The sequence below is a fragment of the Serratia sp. Z4 genome (genome assembly GCF_009900725.1).
GTDB classification, from domain to species: Bacteria; Pseudomonadota; Gammaproteobacteria; order Enterobacterales; family Enterobacteriaceae; genus Serratia; species Serratia nematodiphila.
This window is the reverse complement of record NZ_JAAABD010000001.1, coordinates 1487809-1507530: the sequence shown is the minus strand read 5'-3', so window position 1 is coordinate 1507530 and position 19722 is coordinate 1487809. Positions and strand designations below refer to the sequence as shown.

Genomic DNA, 19722 nt, shown 5'->3' with positions numbered 1-19722 from the left:
TTACCGGGAATGGCCGAACTTACTCGTCCTTCAGCCCGCGGTTGATCAGCATCGGCTCGATGCTCGGCTCTTTGCCGCGCCAGTCGATGTACAGCTTCTCCAGATCCTGGCTGTTGCCGCGCGACAGGATCATGTCGCGGAAGCGCTGGCCGTTTTCGGCGGTCAGGCCCCCGTGTTCGGTGAACCACTGGAAGGCGTCGTCCGCCAGCATTTCCGTCCACAGATAGGCGTAGTAGCCCGCGGCGTAGCCGTTGCCCCAGATATGCTGGAAGTAGCTGGAGCGGTAGCGCGGCGGCACATAGCTGAGATCCACCTTGTCTTTTTGCAGCGACTCGGCCTCGAACTTGTCCACATCCTGCTGCGGCTGATCGGCGGTCAGCATGTGCCAGTGCATATCCAGCAGCGCGGCGGACAGCAGCTCGGTCATGCTGTAGCCCTTGTTGAACTTGTCGGCCTTCTTGATCTTGTCGACCAGTTCCTGCGGCATCGCCTCGCCGGTCTGGTAGTGCTTGGCGAAGTGGCTGAACACTTTCGGATCGCTGACCCAGTGCTCGTTGAACTGCGACGGGAACTCGACGAAGTCGCGCGCGGTGTTGGTGCCCGACAGGCTCGGGTATTCCTGATCGGCGAACATGCCGTGCAGCGCGTGGCCGAACTCGTGGAACATGGTGATCACGTCGTCATACGACAGCAGCGCCGGCTGCCCCGGCGCCGGTTTGGTGAAGTTGGCGACGTTGTAGATCACCGGCCTGGTGCCGTTGAGCTTCGACTGATCGACGAAGTTGCTCATCCAGGCGCCGCCGCCCTTGTTGTCGCGCTTGAAGTAATCGGTATAGAACAGCGCCAGCGATTTACCGTCCTTGTCGAACACTTCATACACCTTGACGTCCGGCTGATAGACCGGGATGTCCTTGCGCTCTTTGAAGCTGATGCCGTACAGCAGGTTGGCGGCGTAGAACACGCCGTTGTTCAGCACATTGTTCAGCTCGAAGTAAGGTTTGATCTGCGATTCGTCCAGATCGTACTTGGCCTTGCGCACCTGTTCGGCGTAGAACTGCCAGTCCCAGGCCTGCACCTTGAAGTCGCCTTTCTGCTGATCGATCACCGCCTGTATGTCTTTGGCTTCACGCTCGGCGCGCGCGGTGGCCGCCGGCACGATGTTGCGCATAAAGCTCAGCGCAGCATCCGGCGTCTTGGCCATCTGGTTCTGCAGCTTCCAGGCGGCGTAGTTCGGGTAGCCCAGCAGTTTGGCCTGCTCGGCGCGTACCTTGGCCAGACGCGAAATGGTCTGACGGGTATCGTTGCCGTCGCCCTTCTCCGCACGCGTCCAGGAGGCGTCGAACAGCGCTTTGCGGGTGTCGCGATCTTTCAGGCTCTGCAGCAACGGCTGTTGCGTGGTGTTCTGCAGCACCAGCAGCCACTGTTTCTCCAGCTTGCGTTCGGCGGCCGCCTGCGCTGCCGCGGCCAGTTCGCCTTCGGACAGACCGTCCAGCTTCGCCGGGTCGGTTATCGCCAGCGCGCCGTTTTTGCTCGCCGCCAGCAGTTTGTTGGTGAACTGGGTGCTCAGCGTCGCCGCTTCCTGGTTCAGCGCTTTCAGCTTGGCCTTGTCAGCGTCCGACAGGTTGGCGCCCGCCAGCTCGAAGTTCTTGTAGGTCACTTCCACCAGCCGGCGCGATTCCGGATCCAGCTTCAGCGCATCGCGATCCTGATAAATGGCCTTGATGCGCGTGAACAATTTGCCGTTGAGCATGATGTCGTCGTTCAGCGCCGCCAGCTTCGGCGAGGTCTCTTCATCCAGCTTCTGCAGCGCGTCGCTGGTGTTGGCCGAGGTCATGGCGCCGAACACGTTCATCACCCGCGTCAGCAGCGAACCGGCCTGCTCCAGCGCCACGAAGGTATTTTTAAAGTTGGGCTTGGCCGGGTTGTTGGCGATCTTCTCCACCTCTTCCCGCTTTTGCTTGATGCCCGCTTCGATCGCCGGCGCGTAGTCGCTCTCCTTGATCAGGTTGAACGGCGGCGCCTGGAACGGCAGACGGCTTTGATAGAAGAACGGGTTTTGGGTCTTTTGCTTGTCGTGCTGATTGGCTTCACCGGTCACGGTAGCCTCCTTCGCCTGGCCGCTGGGCAGCGCGCTATGGTCGGCGTGAGGTTGGGTTTCTGCTGCCTGTGCCTGCGAGCCCAGCGCCATGCCGATCGCCAGCACCAATGTGGATAAACGCATCAAATCGAAACTCCTCCATGTTCACGGAATAAGGTCTCGGGGAATGGCTCCCTCTGAGTCATCACCTAGCTTAGGCGCAGTTGGCAGTTTGAGCAAAAACAAGTGATTAGAATATTCCTCCCATGATGATTCGCTCCCTGTGGCGTATAGCGGTGCGTTAACTCGATTAGATATAACCTATAAACGCTTGAATGCGCCGACCGGGCACCGGACGATCGTATGACCTGATTCTTTTCCCCACTGCAGCCTCGAAGGTTGCCGAAGTATATAATCCGCTACGGGTTTCAAGCGAAATCTGCCACAGAAACAACTCCCTCATATTACTGATACGTGTCACATCAAGCCGTGCGAAAACAAAGGGATCTTTTGAGCTATGTTGATATTTTTCCATCCAAGCCGTGAGCCTTGAGTTACTCGGTGAATGCGTAAGCAAATCATGCCGGTGAGAGATATTATTCTCCTTTGGATAGTCCTCAGATACGCTGGTATGTATAAGAATCTGTACGATATTGTATGCATAACCATTAAGCCTGTTGCTGGGGTGCTTGCGCCAAACAGAAGGTTGCTCTTCAACTTTCCACTCCTTCTCGATCACGCGAGCAAGATAAATCAGCTTGTCGGCAGCTTGCAGATCCAACTTACGTCCGCCAGAGATGAGCCAAGACCTTAGCTCATAAGTGGCGCGAGGATAAACATGCCCCACCGATTGCAAAAACTCACTTGACGACTCTGGCGATATGGTTGGCAGTGGTGATGTCCAACAACTCCGCCAAAGAACAGCATCAAATGCTAGCGGTTCTAGTTTATCGCGAGCACAGATCCTTTCAGCTACAGCGCGCAGATGCTGAGCGCTGCAGACGGCTAACAAGTGATAACGGGGGTCAGATACGAGCATGAGCAATAAATCCTTTATATAGTGTTTAATTAAAAATACGCGCAGTGTCATTCCTGATAAATAAATAGTATCCGCTCAACAGTGTTAACCCTGTACCAATGACTTCACGTCTCTCCCGCCTTTTCCCGCACAATAACCAGAGAAAGACAGCGACGTTGGACGCTTCAATACCAGGAATGAATGCGGCTGCGTCAGCGCGCCGCCTGATAAACCACCTTACCGTCCACATAGGTGCGATAAATGTTGCGATCGTCCCCCAGCGTCATCAGCACAAACCCTTGCTCCATCAACGTGGCGCTGTTGGCGTGACGCAGCTGCTGCAGCGGCGTCACCGCCGGATCGAGCACCACGAAATCCGCCTCTTTGCCGACGTTGAAGTTGCCGATTTTGTCGTCCAGCGCCAGCGCGCGGGCGCCGCCCAGGGTGGCATGATAGAACGCTTCTACGGCGGAGAGCCGGTAATGCTGCAGCTGGCCGACCTTGTACGCCTCGCCTAACGTGCGCAGCATATTGAAGGTGGTGCCGGCCCCCACGTCGGTGCCGATACCGAGCTTCACCCGCTTGCGCCAGGCCTGCTGCAGGTCAAACAGCCCGCTGCCGAGAAACAGGTTGGAGGTGGGGCAAAAGGCGATCGCCGAGCGGGTATCGCACAGGCAGTCCCACTCCTGCTCCTCCAGGTGCAGGCAGTGAGCGAACACGCTTTTATCGCCGGTCATGCCATAACGGTGGTAAACATCCAGATAGCTGCGGTGCTGCGGAAACAGCGCTTTTACCCAGGCCACTTCCTGCGGGTTCTCGCTCAGGTGCGTCTGCAGCCAAACGTCGGGATACTCTTCGCGCAGCCGCTGCACCTGCGCCAGCAGCGCCGGCGTACTGGTGGGCGCAAAGCGCGGCGTAATGGCGTAACCGAGGCGGCCTTTGCCGTGCCAGCGTTCAATCAGCTCACGCGTCTGGTGATAACTCTGCGCCGGCGTTTCCAGCAGCGCCTCCGGCGCATGGCGATCCATCATCACCTTGCCGGCGATCAGGCGCATGTTCAGCGCTGCCGCCTGGCTGAACAGCGCATCGACCGACTGTGGATGCACCGTGCCGAACACCAGCGCGGTGGTGGTGCCGTTACTCAGCAACTGCTGCAAAAAGAAGGCCGACATCGCATCGGCGTGCTGCTCACAGTCATAACGGCTTTCGGTCGGGAAGGTGTAATTGTTTAACCAGTCCAGCAGTTGGTCGCCATAGGCGCCAATCATTTCGGTTTGCGGGTAGTGGATGTGGGTATCGATAAATCCCGGCACGATCAGCTTGTCGTGATATTCCGTGACCGTGAAGCCCGGCGGCAGCAGCGCCTCGCCCTGCTGCCAGCTGCCGAACCAGACGATGACGCCGTCGTTCAGCAGCAGCAAACCGTCGGGAACATGCCGCAGGCGTTCCTCGAGCTGTTGCGGCGCCTCCACACAGGCTGCGATATCAAAAAAATTGCCCCGAATAGCCGTGGTGAATTGCAGTGCCATTATTTTCTTCCTTGTGACGACCGGCCAAGCTCACCCGCGAAATAACCTGCGCCGATGAAACAAGGCTTTTTTGCCCAAACGTAAAGACCGGCTTAAGCATAGCAAGCCGCATGCCAACAGGCGGCGATAAAATATATTTTTAAATAAAAACAATTGATTGGTAATTAACCTGAAAGCATAGGCCGGCGAAAGAGAATAAGACCCACGCTCAGTCTTCGACGGCGGATCAATAGCAACCGTTTGCCTGCCAAAATAACATCGCGTCGCTGCACCTTGAATGAGCAAGCGAATATCTTCACGGCGCACGGCTTATTTCAACACCACGCCTGGGGGTTGAATCTCGGCCTAAGGACAACGGCCAAACTTGAAACGATAACCATTCTCAATTATCATCCGCGCATCTTTTTGACCAGCAATGCGAAAACCATGTCCGCCACCGCCTCTGCCCCGCACGCCGCGCTGTCGCGCCTTTACGCCACCCACCACGCCTGGTTGCAGGGATGGTTGCGTCGGCGGCTGGGCTGCGCGTTCGATGCGGACGATGTGGCGCAGGACACCTTTATGCGCCTGCTGAGAAGCGACGCCGCGGCAACCCTGCGCGAACCGAAAGACTTTTTGGTCACCGTCGCCAAACGGGTGATGGTCGATCTGTTCCGCCGCAGAACGCTGGAGCGCGCCTATCTGGAGATGCTGGCGCTGATCCCGGAAGGCTATGCCCCGTCGCCGGAGCAGCGCCAGAGCCTGCTGGACAGCCTGCAGCAGATCGACGCCATGCTCGACGGCCTCGGGCCCAAGGTGAAGCAGGCCTTTCTGTTGTCGCAGCTCGAAGGCCTGGGCTATGCGGACATCGCCGCGCGCCTCGGCGTGTCGGTCAGCTCGGTTAAAAAATACATGGCCAAAGCCACCGAGCATTGCCTGCTGTTCAGCCTGGAAAACGACGTTTATTCATGAGCAACGCCATCACCCCCGAGCAGCGCCAGGCGCTGAAAATGGCCGCACACTGGTATGCGCTGCTGTGCGACGAGCACGTCACCGAGCGCCAGCGCCAACAGTGGCAAGCCTGGCACCAGCAGCATGACGATCACCGCTGGGCATGGCGGCGCGTCGAAGCGTTGCAGAGCCAGCTGCAGGGCGTGCCGGGCAAGTTCAGCTACCGTGCGCTCGACAGCGCCGGCCGCCAGGCGGCGATCGATCGCCGCACCCTGCTGAAAAGCCTGCTGCTGTTGCTCGGCGTGGGCGGCGGCGGCTTCTTTTATCAGTCCCCGTTCGGCCGGGAGCTACGCGCCGACTACCGCACCGCCACCGGCGAGATCAAACCCATTGTGTTAAGCGACGGCACCCAGCTGGTGCTGAACACCGCCAGCGCGGTGGACGTACATTACGACAATCGTCAACGGCTGATCCGCTTGCACGCCGGGGAAATCAGCCTGATCACCGGACACGACCCCCGGCCGCTGTGGGTGCAAAGCCCGCAGGGGGCGATGCGCGCGCTCGGCACCCGCTTTTTGGTGCGTGAGAGCGCTGGCGAGACGCGCCTGACGGTGCTGGAGCATGCGGTTGAAGCGCAGCTGGCGCAGGACGCGCGGCAAACGCGCCGGGTGAACGCCGGCGAACAGATTAGCTTCAGCGCCACGGCCTTCGGCGACAAGCAATCGGCTGCGGCGGAGGACGGCTGGCTGCGCGGCGTGCTGAGCGTCAGCCAGTGGCGGCTGGACCGGGTGATCGCCGAACTGGCGCGCTACCGGCGCGGCCACCTGAGCTGCGATCCGGCCGTCGCCGGCCTGCGCGTCAGCGGCAGTTTCCCGCTCAACGATACCGATCGCGCCCTCGCCCTGCTCAGCCAGACGCTGCCGATACGTCTGCAGAGCTTTACCCGCTATTGGCTGCAAATCGTCCCCGCCTGAATTTTTTAAATGAAAATGATAAAAAATCGCATTTTTGATTGTCCCTTTTGCCTTGCTCATCCGACTCCCAGGAAAACACTGCAGCAATAAATAAAAATGATTCAGGAGAAGGTATGAACAACGCTTGGGGAAAGGTCGCTCCGGCTTCGCTTTGGGGAAAACGGGCCAAACCGCTGGCCGTGGCCATTGGCCTGGCATTCGCCGCACCGCTGATGGCGAGCGCCGCCAGCGCCGCGGCCACCTATCACATTCCGGCCGGTGAGCTGGACGGGGCGCTGAACGCTTTCGCCGCTCGCGCCGGCATCGCACTCTCGGTGGACGGCACGCTGACCGCCGGTAAAAGTTCGCCTGGCCTGAACGGCAGCTACGGCGTCGATGACGGCCTGAATGCCCTGCTGGCGGGCAGCGGCCTGCAGGCCCGAGCGCTCGGCAACAACGGCTACACGCTGGCCAAACTGCCGCAGCCGCAGAAAGAAGAAGACATCACGGTAGTCGGCGACTGGCTGGCGGAAGGCCGCCAGATCGACGTATTCGAACATCCCGGCGCGCGCGACGTGGTGCGCCGCGAAGAATTCGCCAAAACCGGCACCACCACCGTGCGCGAAGCGTTGAACCGCGTGCCGGGCGTGGTGGCCCCGGAGAACAACGGCACCGGCAGCCACGATATGGCGCTGAACTTCGGCATTCGCGGCCTCAACCCGCGCCTCGCCAGCCGCTCCACCGTGCTGATGGACGGCATCCCGGTGCCCTTCGCCCCTTACGGCCAGCCGCAGCTGTCGCTGGCGCCGGTCTCGCTCGGCAATATGGATGCGATTGACGTGGTGCGCGGCGGCGGCGCGGTGCGCTACGGGCCGCAGAGCGTCGGCGGCGTCGTCAACTTCGTCACCCGCGCCATCCCGAAAACCTTCGGCATGGAGGCCGGCATGCAGGGGCAGCTCAGCCCGACCTCGCGCCAGGATCACCCGAAAGGCACCGGTAACCTGATGATCGGCGGCACCGCCGACAACGGCCTCGGCGCGGCGCTGCTCTACTCCGGCACCCGCGGCAGCGACTGGCGCGAGCACAGCGCGACCAAAATCGACGACGTGATGCTGAAAAGCCGTTACGCGCCGAACGAGGTGCACACCTTCAACAGCCTGCTGCAATACTACGAAGGCGAAGCGGAGATGCCGGGCGGCCTGAGCCGGGCCGACTACAACGCCAACCCGTTCCAGTCGACGCGCCCGTACGACAAGTTCTGGGGCCGCCGCCAGTTGGCCAACTTCGGCTACCAGTATCAGCCGGATCAGCAGCACAAGTTCGACGTGCAGAGCTTCTACACCTACACCCTGCGCAGCGGCTATCTGGATCAGGGCAAGAACCTGACGCTGTCGCCGCGCGAATACTGGGTGCGCGGCGTAGAACCGCGCTACAGCCAGAGCTTCCGCTGGGGCGACTCGGCGCATGAGGTCGGCGTCGGCTACCGCTACGTCAGCGAATCCACCCACGAACTGCGCTACACCAGCAAAGCCAGCACCGGCAGGCTGCCGTCCACCGCCAGCCCGTACGATCGCGACACCCAGTCCGGCACCGAGGCGCACGCGTTTTATATCGACGATCGCATCGACATCGGCGACTGGACCCTCACGCCGGGCATGCGTTACGAGTACATCAAGTCGTATCAGAACAACTACATCAAGAACAACCGCCTCGACGTCAGCTATAACGCGCCGCTGCCGGCGTTGAACGTGATGTATCACCTGAACGAATACTGGAACCTGTACGCCAACACCGAAGGCTCCTTCGGCACCGTGCAATACAGCCAGATGGGCAAAGCGGTCGACAGCGGCAAAATTGAACCGGAGAAGGCGCGCACCTGGGAGCTGGGCACCCGCTACGCCGGCGATGCGCTGACCGGCGAGATCGGGCTGTTCCTGATCAACTTCAACAACCAGTACGACTCCAACCAGGTGACCGACAGCGTGACCGCGCGCGGCAAAACCCGCCACGCCGGGCTGGAAGGCAGCCTGCGTTACGATCTGTCGCAGCTGACACCGAAACTGGACGACCTGACCGCCTACGCCAGCTACGCCTACGTCAACGCCACCATCCGCGAAGACGGCGGCTACAAGGGCAACCAGGTGCCGTTCTCGCCGAAGCATAAAGGCACGCTGGGGCTGGACTACACGCCGGGCAACTGGGCGTTTAACCTTAACGGCGAGTTCCAGTCCAGCCAGTTCGCCGACAACGCCAACACCGTGGCGGAAAGCGCCGACGGCAGCACCGGCCGCATCCCTGGCTACATGCTGTGGGGCGTGCGCGCCGCCTATGATTTCGGCCCGGAAATGGCCGGCCTGAATCTGGGCGTCGGCGTGAAAAACCTGTTCAACCACGAGTATTTCACCCGCGCCTATGACGACAACAACAAGGGTCTGTACATCGGCCAGCCGCGCACGATTTATCTGCAAGGTTCGGTGAAGTTCTGATCCGCAGCGGCGGGCGCGGTTAACCGTGCTCGCCGTCTTTCTCATCAACGTGACGCCGTCACATAAAGCCGTTCCTCCGCGCCGCCGCAGCGGCGAAAAATAAGTCGCTTCTGCCGCCAATGCGCGTAATATCGACGATCCGCCCCAACTTATGGGCGCGGATTTTTTTGCCATTCTGGCCTGAAAAGCGAGGGAATAAGATGAATCATAATGACCTTTCTCAGTGCCGCGTTGACACCGACCGTTTGTTGATTGCCCCCTTTACCGCAGCAGACGCCGACGATGTTTACCAGGCGATCACCCCCACTCTGACGCGCTTTATGACCTTTGAGCCGGAGGCGTCGCCGGAGGATTTCGCCAACGTCTGGCAAGGCTGGCTGCCGTTGATGCGCGAGGGTGAAGAAGTGATCTTCGTCGCCCGTCGGCGCGAAGACCGGCAGTTCGTCGGGGTCGGCGGCGCGCATAATCTGCGCAGCCACACCCCGGAGCTGGGCATCTGGGTTAAAGAGAGCCTGCATGGCCAGGGCTACGGCCGCGAAATCGTGCAGGGCATCGCGCGCTGGGCCAGCGAGCGCTTTCAGCCGCCGCACTTTCTCTACCCGGTGGCCGAGCAGAATACCGCCAGCCGCCGCCTCGTCGAGTCGCTGGGCGGCGTGCTGGCCGGCCGTTGCGAGCGCATCAAGTATGACGCCGTGGTGTATCACCTGCCGCCTCAGCGCTAGTCAGCATCGGGCCGCCGGCCCGGTGTCATCTTTTTTGCTTTCCGCCGTGATAACCCCTGCCACTGCCTGCGGGTTTGTGCTAATGATAGAGGCATGTAGGGTAAAAACAGTTGAGGAACAGCAACATGATTATTTTTGTTACCGGCGCCACCTCCGGTTTCGGCGAGGCCATTGCGCGCCGTTTTATCCGTGAAGGCCACCAGGTGATTGCCGCCGGGCGCCGCCTTGAGCGTCTTGAAGAGCTGCAGGAAGAACTCGGCCAAGCGCTGCACATCGTGCGGCTCGACGTGCGCAACCGCGCCGCCATTCAACAGGCGATCGAAGCACTGCCGGCCGAGCTGCGCCAGATCGACGTGCTGGTGAACAACGCCGGGCTGGCGCTGGGGCTGGAGCCGGCGCATAAGGCCAACGCCGATGACTGGGAAACCATGATCGACACCAACGCCAAAGGGCTGGTGAACATGACGCGCGCGCTGTTGCCGGCCATGGTCGAGCGCAACGTCGGCCACGTGATCAACATCGGCTCCACCGCCGCCAACTGGCCTTACGCCGGCGGCAACGTGTACGGCGCCACCAAGGCGTTCGTCAAACAGTTCAGCCTGGGCCTGCGCGCCGATCTGCACGGCACGCGCATTCGCGTGACCGATATCGAACCGGGCCTGGTGGGCGGCACCGAGTTCTCCAACGTGCGCTTCAAGGGCGATGACGGCAAAGTCAACAAAACCTACGAAGGCGCCGATGCGCTGACGCCGGAAGACATCGCCGAGTCGGTGTTCTGGGTCGCGACGTTGCCGGCGCGCGTCAACATCAACACGCTGGAAATGATGCCGGTCAGCCAGTCCTTCGCCGGGCTGAACATCCACCGCGGCGCCTGAGCCGCGACGGCGGGAGGCAACTCCCGCCGCGTTTCCTCAGGCCGCGCGCCAGCCGGAAACGATAATCAGCATGCCCGCCAGCGCCACGCCGGCGCCGACCCAATCCAGCGCAGACAGCTTCACCCCATCAACCACCCGCAGCCACAGCAGCGCAGTCGCCACATACACACCGCCGTAGGCCGCATAGACCCGCCCGCTGGCCGCCGGATGCAGCGTCAACAGCCAGACAAACAGCATCAGGCTTAATGCCGCCGGCAGCAGCAGCCAGGCGCTGCCCTGCTTCTTCAGCCACAGGTAAGGCAGGAAACAGCCGATAATTTCAGCCAGGGCGGTGGCGAAAAACAACAGCGTGGTTTTTAACATCGGTCGCAGTTTTCTCTCGGTAAAGTAAACGAATCGGCGCTTGGCTGGTGAATTCCAGGAGCGCAGTGGTATATTTATCACCACGCCTGCGGGCGAGGTAACGCCAGTGTCGCCATCATCAGGCGCACTCACTCATAAGGATGAAACGATGAAAACATTTTCGACCCAACGACTGCTGCGCGGGATGCTGCCGGTCGCCATGCTGGCCGTTATGGGCGCCTGGCAGGCGCCGGCGCTGGCCGCCACCTGCACGCAGGGCAGTACCTGCGTCACCGTCGATGGCAAAGGCAGCGGCGCGATGAGCACCGAAGAAGCGCGCCAAAGCAAAGAGCAGTGGAATGATACCAAATCCCTGCGCCACAAGGTCAACACTCGCGTCGAGAAAGAGTTCGACAAGGCCGATCGCGCGGCGGATGACGAAGACCACTGCAACGACAGCAACAACGTCAACGCGTACTGGGAACCGGACACCCGTAAATGTCTGGATCGCCAGACCGGGCGTCGGATTAATCCTTAATCCGCCTGCGGCGGGCGGGTAAGCGTGAAACCCGGCCGCCGTTGCTGCTATCCTGTTACAGGAAGTTCATTGTCTAAAAGGATGACGTGATGAAGAAAACGCTGATATTAACCGCTGTCTTGCTGGCCGGCGCCCCATTGGCGGCTCTGGCCTCCTGTGAAAGCGTGAAAGCGGACATTTCGCAAAAAATCGTCAATAACGGCGTTCCGGAGTCCGGCTTCAAACTGGAGATCGTGCCTAACGATCAGGCCGATCAAGCGGGCGGCCAGGTGGTCGGCCACTGCGAAAACGACACCCAGAAGATCGTTTATACCCGCCTGAACAACGGCGACGATAGTGGTGACGCGGCGCAGACCGGCACCAGCCAGGACACCCCCAACGCGCAGTAAGCCGCATCGGCTACCCAGGGCGCGCAACAGCCGCGCCCTTTCCTTTTCCTTTACGCCTGCTCCGCCTCTTCCTCTTCGCCTTGCGGCCGACAACGCGCCGGGATCAACATCGCCGCCGCCAGCGCCAGCAACGACACCAACGCCGATACCAGGAACACCCAATGCAGCGAAGCTGCCACCTGCTGGATAAGCTGCGCCAGCGCTTCGTTCCCCATGCTGTGCCGCACCGCCGGCTCCATCAGCCGCTGCACCGGATCGTCAATCTCCGGCAAACGCCACTGCAGGTTGAGGTTCAGCGTGGCGCCCAAAATCGCGGTGCCGATGGCCGAGCCCACCATGCGGGTAAACACCGTACAGGCGGTGGCGATGCCGCGAATGCTGTAATGCGCGGCGTTCTGCACCGACACTAAAAACGTCGTGTTGCACAATCCCATGCCGGCGCCGACCATAAACGCCGCCACCCGGCCCCACAGCAGACCGCCGTTCGGCTGCAGCATCAGCAGGATCAGGCCGCCCGCCACCAGCAGCAGCGCGCCCAACAGTGCCGTGGCGCGATACGAAGTCATCAGCATCAAACGGCCGCTCAGCGTGCTGGCCAGCGGCCAGCCGATCGACATCAGCGCCAGCGTGGTGCCCGCCTCCAGCGGTGAGCCCCCCATCACGCCCTGAATGAAGGTGGGCAGAAAGGCGCTGATGCCCATCATCGCCGCGCCGATCACCAGCCCGCCGATGTTGCCGGCGACGATCACCCGGCTTTGCCACAGCGCCAGCGGGAACAGCGGCTCAACCGCGCGCCGCTCCTGACGGATCAGCAACGCCAGCGACGCCGCCGCCAGCGCCAGCAGCGGCGCCACCCACCATCCGAGACTTTCCATCTGCAACAGCGCCAGCAGCAGCGCCGAAACGAACAGCGTCAACCAGGCGGTGCCCGCCAGATCCAGCGCGTGCCGCCGCCGTTGCTGATGCGCCGGCAGATAGCGCCAGAGGAAGAGCATCGCCAACAGGCCGATCGGCAGGTTGACCCAGAACACCAGCGCCCACGGCAGGTGTTGCACGATAAACGCGCCCAGCAGCGGGCCGATGATCGCCGATACGCCCCACACGCTCGACAGGTAACCCATCACCTTCGGCCGCTCGGTGGCGCTGTAGATGTCGCCGATGATGGTGGACGCGATCGGCATGATGGCGCCGGCGCCCAATCCCTGCAATAAGCGGAAGCCGATCAGCCAATACATGTCGGGGGCGAAGCCGCACAGCACCGATCCCAGCAGGAACAGCGTCGCGCCGAAGAAAAACACCCGCTTGCGGCCGTAGAGATCCGCCAGCCGGCCGTAGATGGGAATGGTGATCGCCTGCGCCAGCAAATAGACCGCGAACACCCAGCCCAGCAGCGAGAAGCCGCCGAGATCGCCGATGATGGTCGGCATGGCGGTGGCGACGATGGTGGCTTCGATCGCCGACATGAACATCGCCAGCATGCAGGCGATCAGGATCAGCGGGCGGTGGGCAATGGGTGCGGGTGAAACGTTATTTGTCATGGCGTTATGCAGGTTTCCTGGCGTTTTTATTTTCCCTGAGTATATCAGCAAGCGCCAGCGCCAAGTCTATCCGCCCTCACATCCTGCCTTTGCCGGCGGCGAATCGCACCATTTGGACTAACTGTTACGGCGTAACGTTTTGCCGTGGATTTTTTTCACTTTACCCGCATCCCAGCGCTGACGCGGGCTGCGGCGCCAATACGGGCAAACTCAATCAGCTGATTTTGTTCATAAAACTTGGCACGGTCAACGACAGGGTGCTATACCTTCCCTAGCCGGCGCCTTTGGGCTTCGTGCTTTCTCGGGTTTAAATATCAGTATCTTATGCTGATTAACTCACGTATTGAGCCTACGTTCAGCACGCTGTGCCGAACGCACCCTTCGCTCAATGTCGCTAACCTCATGCGAAACGCCCGTTTTGTACCGCCACGCCCGCCGGGCCGTGGGTAACAATCAGAGCGGAATGCGCCGTCTCGTCGGCCGCTCCGCGCAACGGAGGACGCAACATCATGCACAAGTCAGCGCCATACCGGCGCCTGCTCCTCGGGAGCCTGCTGTTTATCGCCGTCATCGCGCTGCTGGTTTACGGCATCGGTTGGGAAACCCTCAAGTCGCGCCGGGAAGATTTGATTTACCTCGGTCAGCAGCACATGTTCCTGGTGGTGTGTTCGATGCTGCTGTCGCTGCTGGTCGGCATTCCCAGCGGTATCCTGCTGAGCCGCCCTTTCGCCCGCCGCTGGGCGGAGCACGTGATGCAGATCTTTAACGTCGGCAACACCCTGCCGCCGCTGGCGGTGTTGGCATTGGCGATGGTGATCATCGGCATCGGCGACCGGCCGGCGGTGGTGGCGTTGTTCCTCGCCTCGCTGCTGCCTATCGTGCGCAATACCTATGCCGGCCTGCGTTCGGTGCCGCCGGCGCTGGTCGAGGCCGCCAACGGTATTGGCATGACCGCCGGGCAGCGGCTGCGCCAGGTCGAACTGCCCAATGCCCTGCCGGTGATCTTCGCCGGGGTGCGCATCGCGATGGCGATTAACGTCGGCACCGCGCCGCTGGCGTTTTTGATCGGCGCCAGCAGCTATGGCGAGCTGATCTTCCCCGGCATCTACCTGAACGACTTCCCGACGCTGATCCTCGGCGCCGCCGCCACCGCGCTGATCGCCCTGCTGCTCGATCTGGCGCTGGCCGGTCTCGGCCGCCGGCTCAGCCCGCACACCGCATCCTGATGGGAGAAACGCGATGACTCGATGGTTACAACGACTCCGCCACGCGCTGCTGTTCTCCTTGCTGATGACCGGCGCGGCCGCCTGGGCCGCCCCGCTGACGCTGGCGAGCAAGAACTTTACCGAACAGCGCATTCTGTCGGCGATCACCGTGCAATACCTGCGGGCCAAGGGTTTTCAGGTCGAACCAAAGACCAATCTGGCTACGGTGATCACCCGCAACGCGATGATCAACAAGCAGATCGACATGACCTGGGAATACACCGGCACCTCGCTGATCATCTTTAACCACATCAATAAGCGCATGTCACCGCAGGAAACCTACGACACGGTGAAAAAGCTCGACGCCAAACTCGGCCTGGTGTGGCTGCAGCCGGCGGACATGAACAACACCTACGCCTTCGCCATGCAGCGCCGGCGCGCGGAAAAAGAGCAGATCCGCACGATGTCGCAGCTGGTGGCCAAAGTGGAACAGGTGCGTAAAACCGACCCGAAACACAACTGGCTGCTGGGGCTGGATCTGGAATTTGCCGGCCGCTCGGACGGCCTGAAGCCGATGCAGGCGCTGTACGACATGCCGCTGGATCGCCCGCAAATCCGCCAGATGGATCCCGGCCTGGTCTACAACGCCATCCGCGACGGCTTCGTCGACGCCGGGCTGGTATACACCACCGATGGCCGGGTGAAAGGCTTCGATCTGCAGGTGCTGGAAGACGATAAAGGCTATTTCCCGAGCTATGCGGTCACGCCGGTGGTGCGCGCCGACGTGTTGCAAAACACGCCGGGGCTGGAAGCGGCGCTGAACACGCTGTCGAAACAGTTCAACAATCAGGTGATCACCGAGCTTAACGCCAGAGTGGATATCGACTACCAGACGCCGCAACAGGTCGCCGACGCGTTCCTCAAGCAGCGCGGCCTGATTTAGGAGGCATGATGAATACCTTACTTTACGCCTGGCAAAACTGGGCCTATATCGCCGGATTGACGCTGGAACACCTGCTGCTGGTCGGCGTCGCCGTGGGTCTGGCGATCCTGATCGGCGTGCCGCTTGGCGTGCTGATCGTCCGCCACAAATGGCTGGCGACGCCGGTGCTGAGCCTGGCCACGCTGGTGCTGACCGTGCCCTCCATCGCCCTGTTCGGGCTGATGATCCCGCTGTTTTCCTTAATCGGCCACGGCATCGGCTACGTGCCGGCGATCACCGCGGTGTTCCTCTATTCGCTGCTGCCGATCGTGCGCAACACCCACACCGCGCTCGACAACCTGCCCGGCGGGCTGCGCGAAGCCGGCCGCGGCATCGGCATGACCTTCTGGCAACGCCTGCGCTGGGTGGAGATCCCGGTAGCGCTGCCGGTCATTTTCGGCGGCATTCGCACCGCCGTGGTGATGAATATCGGCGTGATGGCGATCGCCGCCGTGATCGGCGCCGGCGGCCTCGGCCTGCTGCTGCTCAACGGCATCAGCAGCAGCGACATCCGCCAGTTGATTACCGGCGCCGTGATGATCAGCCTGCTGGCGATCGTCCTCGATTGGTTATTGCACCGCTTGCAAATTGCGCTCACGCCCAAGGGGATCCGCTCATGATTAAATTGGAAAATCTGACCAAACAGTTCATGCAAAAGAACGGCACGCCGTTCAACGCCGTCGACAACATCAATCTGGACGTGCCGGAAGGCGAAATCTGCGTGCTGCTCGGCCCATCCGGCTGCGGCAAAACCACCACGCTGAAGATGATCAACCGCCTGATCGAACCCACCGGCGGCACCATTCTGATCAACGGCGAAGACACCAGCGCGCTGGATACCGTCAGCCTGCGCCGCAAAATCGGCTACGTCATCCAGCAGATCGGTCTGTTCCCCAACATGACCATCGAGGAGAACATCACCGTGGTGCCGCGCATGCTGGGCTGGGACAAAAAACGCTGCCACGATCGCGCCGAGGAGCTGATGAGCATGGTGGCGCTGGATCCCAAGCGCTTTTTGCACCGCTACCCGAAAGAGATGTCCGGCGGGCAGCAGCAGCGCATCGGCGTGATCCGTGCGCTGGCGGCCGATCCGCCGGTGCTGCTGATGGATGAACCCTTCGGCGCGGTGGATCCGATCAACCGCGAAACCATCCAGAACGAGTTTCTCGACATGCAGCGTCAGCTGAAGAAGACCGTGATGCTGGTCAGCCACGACATCGACGAAGCGCTGAAGCTCGGCGATCGCATCGCGGTGTTCCGCCAGGGCAAGATCGTGCAGAACGCCAGCGCCGATGAGCTGCTGGCGCGCCCGGCGAACGACTTCGTCGCCTCCTTTGTCGGCCAGGATCGCACGCTGAAGCGCCTGCTGCTGGTGCAGGCCGGCGACGTGGCAGACCAACAAGAGACGGTGACGGTACGCCGGGAAACGCCGCTGACAGAGGCATTCGGGTTGATGGACGATATCGACGCCCGTTCGGTGACGGTAGTGGACGCCGACGGCAAACCGCTGGGTTACGTCAAACGCCGCGAGGCGCGCGGTGCGCCGGGGGTATGCGCCGACAGCCTGCACCACTTTCGCGTCACCGCCCGCGCGGAAGAGAACCTGCGCGTGGTGCTGTCGAAGCTGTATGAGCACAATACGTCCTGGATGCCGATCGTCGATGAAGACGGCCGCTACAGCGGCGAAATCTCGCAGGATTATATCGCTGACTACCTTAGCTCCGGCCGCACGCGCCGGGTGCTGACGCCGCAATAACCCCCGCCGGGGCGCCGACCGCCCCGCCCATGCCGCAGTTTGATAAAGATTCACTGGTCATCGGCCGGAGCGCCAAGCACAATGCGCTGATGACCCTTTGATTTTTCTCACGACGCCGCCCACGCATGAAAAGATTGGTCCACCTGCACCACTATCGCGCCCTGCTGCGCAGCCTGTTTATCGCCGTGTTCATCGGCGTCGCCGCCGCCCTGGCGGTGTGGCTGTTCCACCGTTCGATGATTGGCCTCGAGTGGCTGTTGCTCGGCAATGCCGACGGCAGTCTGGTGGCCGCCGCCGCCGCGCTGCCCGGCTGGCGGCGCGCCCTGACGCCTGCGTTGGGCGGGCTGGCGGCGGGCCTGCTGCTGTATGTTCACCAGCGCTACCGCCACCAGCGCCCGGCGGCGCCCACCGACTATATGGAAGCGATCGAGACCGGCAACGGCAAGCTGGACACCGGCGCCAGCCTGGTGAAGTGTCTGGCGTCGCTGCTGGTGGTGTCGAGCGGCAGCGCCATCGGCCGTGAAGGCGCGATGATCCTGCTGGCAGCGCTGGTGGGCTCGCTGTTTGCCCAGCGCTTTACGCACGAGAAAGAATGGAAACTGTGGGTGGCCTGCGCCGCCGCCGCCGGGATGGCCAGCGCCTATCATGCGCCGCTGGCGGGCAGCCTGTTTATCGCCGAGATCCTGTTCGGCACCCTGATGCTGGCCTCGCTCGGCCCGGTGGTGATCGCCGCGGTCAGCGCCCTGCTGATGACCAACCTGCTCAACGGCGGCCAGGCGCCGCTCTACCTGGTGACGCCGCTCGCCGCCCCCTTGCCGACGCAATACCTGCTGATGGCGCTGGTCGGCGTGGTGGCCGGCGCCGGCGGGCCGCTGTTTTTATGGTTGATGACCGCCACCGGCCGCGCGTTCCGATCGCTGCGCCTGAAGCCGCCGCTGCAGCTGGCGCTGGGCGGCCTGATCGTTGGGCTGCTTTCGCTGTTGTTCCCGCAGGTATGGGGCAATGGCTACAGCGTGGTGCAGGCGCTGCTGATCGCGCCGCCGGGGGTGTTGCTGCTGGGGGCGATCCTGGTATGCAAGCTGTTGGCGATCCTCGCCAGCAGCGGGTCGGGCGCGCCCGGCGGGGTCTTCACCCCGACGCTGTTCGTCGGCGCCGCGCTCGGTTCGATGATCGGCCAGCTGTTCGGCCTGTGGCCGGGGATGGATGCGGCGGTGCCGCTGCTGCTGGCGCTGACCGGCATGGCTACCCTGCTGGCCGCCACCACCCATGCGCCGATCATGGCGGCGCTGATGGTGTTTGAAATGACCGGCGAATACGCGCTGCTGCCCGGCATTCTGCTGGCCTGCGTGATCGCCACCACCGTGTCGCGCGGCCTGCGGCCGGTATCGGTCTACCACACCGCGCCGCCGCCCAAACGCGAGGCTTAAAACTCGCCCTGCTGCAGCAGCTTCCTGAACTGCGGGCACTGCAGGTGCTCCGGTTCAGGGCAATCGACCATGTGCTGCAAACCGGCGCGCACCTGCCCCAGACGCCGCAGGGTGCGATCCAGTTCTTCAATCCGCGCCGCCAGCAGCCGGCGATCGAGGGCGATGCGCCCTCGATCGTCAAACAGCGAGGCGATCTCATCCAGCGTAAATCCCGCCAGCCGCCCAAGGGCGATCAGCTTCAGTTTATCCAGCACGCCGGCGGCGTATTGGCGACGTAAACCGTTGCGGCCTATCGAGGCGATCAGCCCCTTTTTCTCGTAATGCCGCAGCGCCGAGGGCGCGATGCCGCTCAAACGCGCCACCTCGCCAATATCCAGTTCTTTTTCCATTGACTTGAAGTCGACTTTAAGTTGCACACTGTGCGCACATTACACCATGAGTGACTTTAAGGACACGAAAATGACGACAGAAATTTTACTGATGATTCTGCTGACCGGGGTGGGCGCCACGCTGTGCACCGATCTGTGGGCCATCGTGCAAAAGCGCGTGCTGGGCATCCCGCCCCTTAACTACGCGCTGGTCGGCCGCTGGTTTATCGGCCTGTTCGACGGCCGGTTTTATCACGCTCCGATCATGGCTGCGCCGGTGCGGCGGGGAGAAAAAGCGATGGGATGGCTGCTGCACTACGCGATCGGCGTCGCCTTCGCCTTTATCCCGCTCGGCTTGGCGGGCATCGCGTGGTACGCCGCGCCGACGCCGCTGGTCGCGCTGTTGAGCGGCTGGCTGAGCCTGGCGGCGCCCTTCTTCGTGATGCAGCCGGCGTTGGGCTTTGGCGTGGCGGCGGCGAACACCCCCAATCCGACGCGTAGCCGCATCATCAGCCTGCTGGTGCATACGGTGTACGGCCTGGGGCTGTTTGTCTCCGCCCGTTTGTTGGCCCCTTTCCTGGCCTGAG

Annotated in this window: 19 protein-coding genes; 13 read left to right on the top strand and 6 right to left on the bottom strand. The window is 62.0% G+C overall.

Annotated features, from left to right (window positions below; all coding sequences use genetic code 11):
* Positions 1–19: 19 nt before the first annotated feature.
* The 3 genes from dcp to guaD form a co-directional block, all read right to left on the bottom strand.
* On the bottom strand, positions 20–2221 hold the full coding sequence (gene dcp, locus GT753_RS07490; protein ID WP_160125447.1) for a peptidyl-dipeptidase Dcp: 2202 nt from the start codon (positions 2219–2221) through the stop codon (positions 20–22).
* Between the two features lie 166 nt (positions 2222–2387).
* Positions 2388–3116: a hypothetical protein gene (locus tag GT753_RS07485; RefSeq protein ID WP_015377790.1), complete on the bottom strand. Its 729-nt coding sequence runs from the start codon at positions 3114–3116 to the stop codon at positions 2388–2390.
* Between the two features lie 191 nt (positions 3117–3307).
* A complete protein-coding gene (gene guaD / locus GT753_RS07480) occupies positions 3308–4624 on the bottom strand; it encodes a guanine deaminase (protein ID WP_160125446.1) in 1317 nt (438 codons plus the stop codon).
* 426 nt (positions 4625–5050) lie between these two features.
* Here guaD and fecI point away from each other — a divergent pair, with 426 nt between their 5' ends.
* The 5 genes from fecI (at position 5051) to ydfG (ending at position 10590) form a co-directional block, all read left to right on the top strand.
* Positions 5051–5575 (top strand): ferric citrate uptake sigma factor FecI, encoded by a 525-nt coding sequence (gene fecI, locus GT753_RS07475; protein WP_015377788.1) that lies wholly within the window; start codon positions 5051–5053, stop codon positions 5573–5575.
* Positions 5572–6528: a ferric citrate uptake sigma factor regulator FecR gene (gene fecR / locus GT753_RS07470; RefSeq protein ID WP_160125445.1), complete on the top strand. Its 957-nt coding sequence runs from the start codon at positions 5572–5574 to the stop codon at positions 6526–6528. The genes fecI and fecR overlap by 4 nt, the downstream gene beginning before the upstream one ends.
* 113 nt (positions 6529–6641) lie before the next feature.
* Positions 6642–8993, top strand: coding sequence for a TonB-dependent Fe(3+) dicitrate receptor FecA (gene fecA, locus GT753_RS07465; protein ID WP_160125444.1), 2352 nt, complete (start codon positions 6642–6644; stop codon positions 8991–8993).
* A gap of 200 nt (positions 8994–9193) precedes the next feature.
* Positions 9194–9715, top strand: a complete 522-nt coding sequence (locus GT753_RS07460; protein WP_004938571.1) for a GNAT family N-acetyltransferase — start codon at positions 9194–9196, stop codon at positions 9713–9715.
* Positions 9716–9840: 125 nt separating this feature from the next.
* Positions 9841–10590: a bifunctional NADP-dependent 3-hydroxy acid dehydrogenase/3-hydroxypropionate dehydrogenase YdfG gene (ydfG, locus tag GT753_RS07455; RefSeq protein ID WP_016927858.1), complete on the top strand. Its 750-nt coding sequence runs from the start codon at positions 9841–9843 to the stop codon at positions 10588–10590.
* A gap of 36 nt (positions 10591–10626) precedes the next feature.
* Here the strand turns inward: ydfG and GT753_RS07450 are convergent, their stop codons facing one another.
* Complete coding sequence (locus tag GT753_RS07450) at positions 10627–10953, bottom strand: YnfA family protein (RefSeq protein WP_004938563.1); 327 nt, start codon at positions 10951–10953, stop codon at positions 10627–10629.
* Positions 10954–11101: 148 nt separating this feature from the next.
* Between GT753_RS07450 and GT753_RS07445 the strand changes: the two genes are divergently transcribed.
* Positions 11102–11470, top strand: coding sequence for a DUF1283 family protein (locus GT753_RS07445; protein WP_160125443.1), 369 nt, complete (start codon positions 11102–11104; stop codon positions 11468–11470).
* 89 nt (positions 11471–11559) lie between these two features.
* On the top strand, positions 11560–11859 hold the full coding sequence (locus tag GT753_RS07440) for a DUF1161 domain-containing protein (protein WP_160125442.1): 300 nt from the start codon (positions 11560–11562) through the stop codon (positions 11857–11859).
* A gap of 50 nt (positions 11860–11909) precedes the next feature.
* Here the strand turns inward: GT753_RS07440 and GT753_RS07435 are convergent, their stop codons facing one another.
* Positions 11910–13397 carry an MDR family MFS transporter gene (locus GT753_RS07435; protein ID WP_160125441.1) on the bottom strand — a complete coding sequence of 496 codons (1488 nt, stop codon included), beginning with the start codon at positions 13395–13397 and terminating at the stop codon, positions 11910–11912.
* 509 nt (positions 13398–13906) lie between these two features.
* Here GT753_RS07435 and GT753_RS07430 point away from each other — a divergent pair.
* From GT753_RS07430 to clcB, 5 genes are all read left to right on the top strand, one after another.
* Positions 13907–14623, top strand: a complete 717-nt coding sequence (locus GT753_RS07430; protein ID WP_004938551.1) for an ABC transporter permease — start codon at positions 13907–13909, stop codon at positions 14621–14623.
* Between the two features lie 64 nt (positions 14624–14687).
* A complete protein-coding gene (locus GT753_RS07425; protein ID WP_198509697.1) occupies positions 14688–15545 on the top strand; it encodes a glycine betaine ABC transporter substrate-binding protein in 858 nt (285 codons plus the stop codon).
* Between the two features lie 8 nt (positions 15546–15553).
* Positions 15554–16204: an osmoprotectant ABC transporter permease OsmW gene (gene osmW, locus GT753_RS07420; RefSeq protein WP_015377782.1), complete on the top strand. Its 651-nt coding sequence runs from the start codon at positions 15554–15556 to the stop codon at positions 16202–16204.
* Complete coding sequence (gene osmV, locus GT753_RS07415; protein ID WP_015377781.1) at positions 16201–17340, top strand: osmoprotectant ABC transporter ATP-binding protein OsmV; 1140 nt, start codon at positions 16201–16203, stop codon at positions 17338–17340. The genes osmW and osmV overlap by 4 nt, the downstream gene beginning before the upstream one ends.
* A gap of 125 nt (positions 17341–17465) precedes the next feature.
* Complete coding sequence (gene clcB / locus GT753_RS07410) at positions 17466–18767, top strand: voltage-gated ClC-type chloride channel ClcB (RefSeq protein ID WP_033633138.1); 1302 nt, start codon at positions 17466–17468, stop codon at positions 18765–18767.
* On the opposite strand, the gene GT753_RS07405 is transcribed toward clcB, so the two are convergent.
* The gene (locus GT753_RS07405; protein WP_160125479.1) at positions 18764–19156 is read right to left on the bottom strand and encodes a helix-turn-helix domain-containing protein; all 393 of its coding nucleotides are present in this window, start codon (positions 19154–19156) and stop codon (positions 18764–18766) included. The genes clcB and GT753_RS07405 overlap by 4 nt on opposite strands.
* A 70-nt stretch (positions 19157–19226) precedes the next feature.
* On the opposite strand from GT753_RS07405, the gene GT753_RS07400 reads away from it, so the two are divergent.
* Complete coding sequence (locus GT753_RS07400; protein ID WP_015377778.1) at positions 19227–19721, top strand: DUF2938 domain-containing protein; 495 nt, start codon at positions 19227–19229, stop codon at positions 19719–19721.
* Position 19722: the final 1 nt, after the last annotated feature.

What these genes read in the sequence shown, in the direction of transcription:
- dcp (WP_160125447.1), bottom strand. Translation starts at nt 2,221, where the DNA reads ATGCGTTTATCCACATTGGTGCTGGCGATCGGCATGGCGCTGGGCTCG.
- GT753_RS07485 (WP_015377790.1), bottom strand. Translation starts at nt 3,116, where the DNA reads ATGCTCGTATCTGACCCCCGTTATCACTTGTTAGCCGTCTGCAGCGCT.
- guaD (WP_160125446.1), bottom strand. Translation starts at nt 4,624, where the DNA reads ATGGCACTGCAATTCACCACGGCTATTCGGGGCAATTTTTTTGATATC.
- fecI (WP_015377788.1), top strand. Translation starts at nt 5,051, where the DNA reads ATGTCCGCCACCGCCTCTGCCCCGCACGCCGCGCTGTCGCGCCTTTAC.
- fecR (WP_160125445.1), top strand. Translation starts at nt 5,572, where the DNA reads ATGAGCAACGCCATCACCCCCGAGCAGCGCCAGGCGCTGAAAATGGCC.
- fecA (WP_160125444.1), top strand. Translation starts at nt 6,642, where the DNA reads ATGAACAACGCTTGGGGAAAGGTCGCTCCGGCTTCGCTTTGGGGAAAA.
- GT753_RS07460 (WP_004938571.1), top strand. Translation starts at nt 9,194, where the DNA reads ATGAATCATAATGACCTTTCTCAGTGCCGCGTTGACACCGACCGTTTG.
- ydfG (WP_016927858.1), top strand. Translation starts at nt 9,841, where the DNA reads ATGATTATTTTTGTTACCGGCGCCACCTCCGGTTTCGGCGAGGCCATT.
- GT753_RS07450 (WP_004938563.1), bottom strand. Translation starts at nt 10,953, where the DNA reads ATGTTAAAAACCACGCTGTTGTTTTTCGCCACCGCCCTGGCTGAAATT.
- GT753_RS07445 (WP_160125443.1), top strand. Translation starts at nt 11,102, where the DNA reads ATGAAAACATTTTCGACCCAACGACTGCTGCGCGGGATGCTGCCGGTC.
- GT753_RS07440 (WP_160125442.1), top strand. Translation starts at nt 11,560, where the DNA reads ATGAAGAAAACGCTGATATTAACCGCTGTCTTGCTGGCCGGCGCCCCA.
- GT753_RS07435 (WP_160125441.1), bottom strand. Translation starts at nt 13,397, where the DNA reads ATGACAAATAACGTTTCACCCGCACCCATTGCCCACCGCCCGCTGATC.
- GT753_RS07430 (WP_004938551.1), top strand. Translation starts at nt 13,907, where the DNA reads ATGCACAAGTCAGCGCCATACCGGCGCCTGCTCCTCGGGAGCCTGCTG.
- GT753_RS07425 (WP_198509697.1), top strand. Translation starts at nt 14,688, where the DNA reads ATGACCGGCGCGGCCGCCTGGGCCGCCCCGCTGACGCTGGCGAGCAAG.
- osmW (WP_015377782.1), top strand. Translation starts at nt 15,554, where the DNA reads ATGAATACCTTACTTTACGCCTGGCAAAACTGGGCCTATATCGCCGGA.
- osmV (WP_015377781.1), top strand. Translation starts at nt 16,201, where the DNA reads ATGATTAAATTGGAAAATCTGACCAAACAGTTCATGCAAAAGAACGGC.
- clcB (WP_033633138.1), top strand. Translation starts at nt 17,466, where the DNA reads ATGAAAAGATTGGTCCACCTGCACCACTATCGCGCCCTGCTGCGCAGC.
- GT753_RS07405 (WP_160125479.1), bottom strand. Translation starts at nt 19,156, where the DNA reads ATGGAAAAAGAACTGGATATTGGCGAGGTGGCGCGTTTGAGCGGCATC.
- GT753_RS07400 (WP_015377778.1), top strand. Translation starts at nt 19,227, where the DNA reads ATGACGACAGAAATTTTACTGATGATTCTGCTGACCGGGGTGGGCGCC.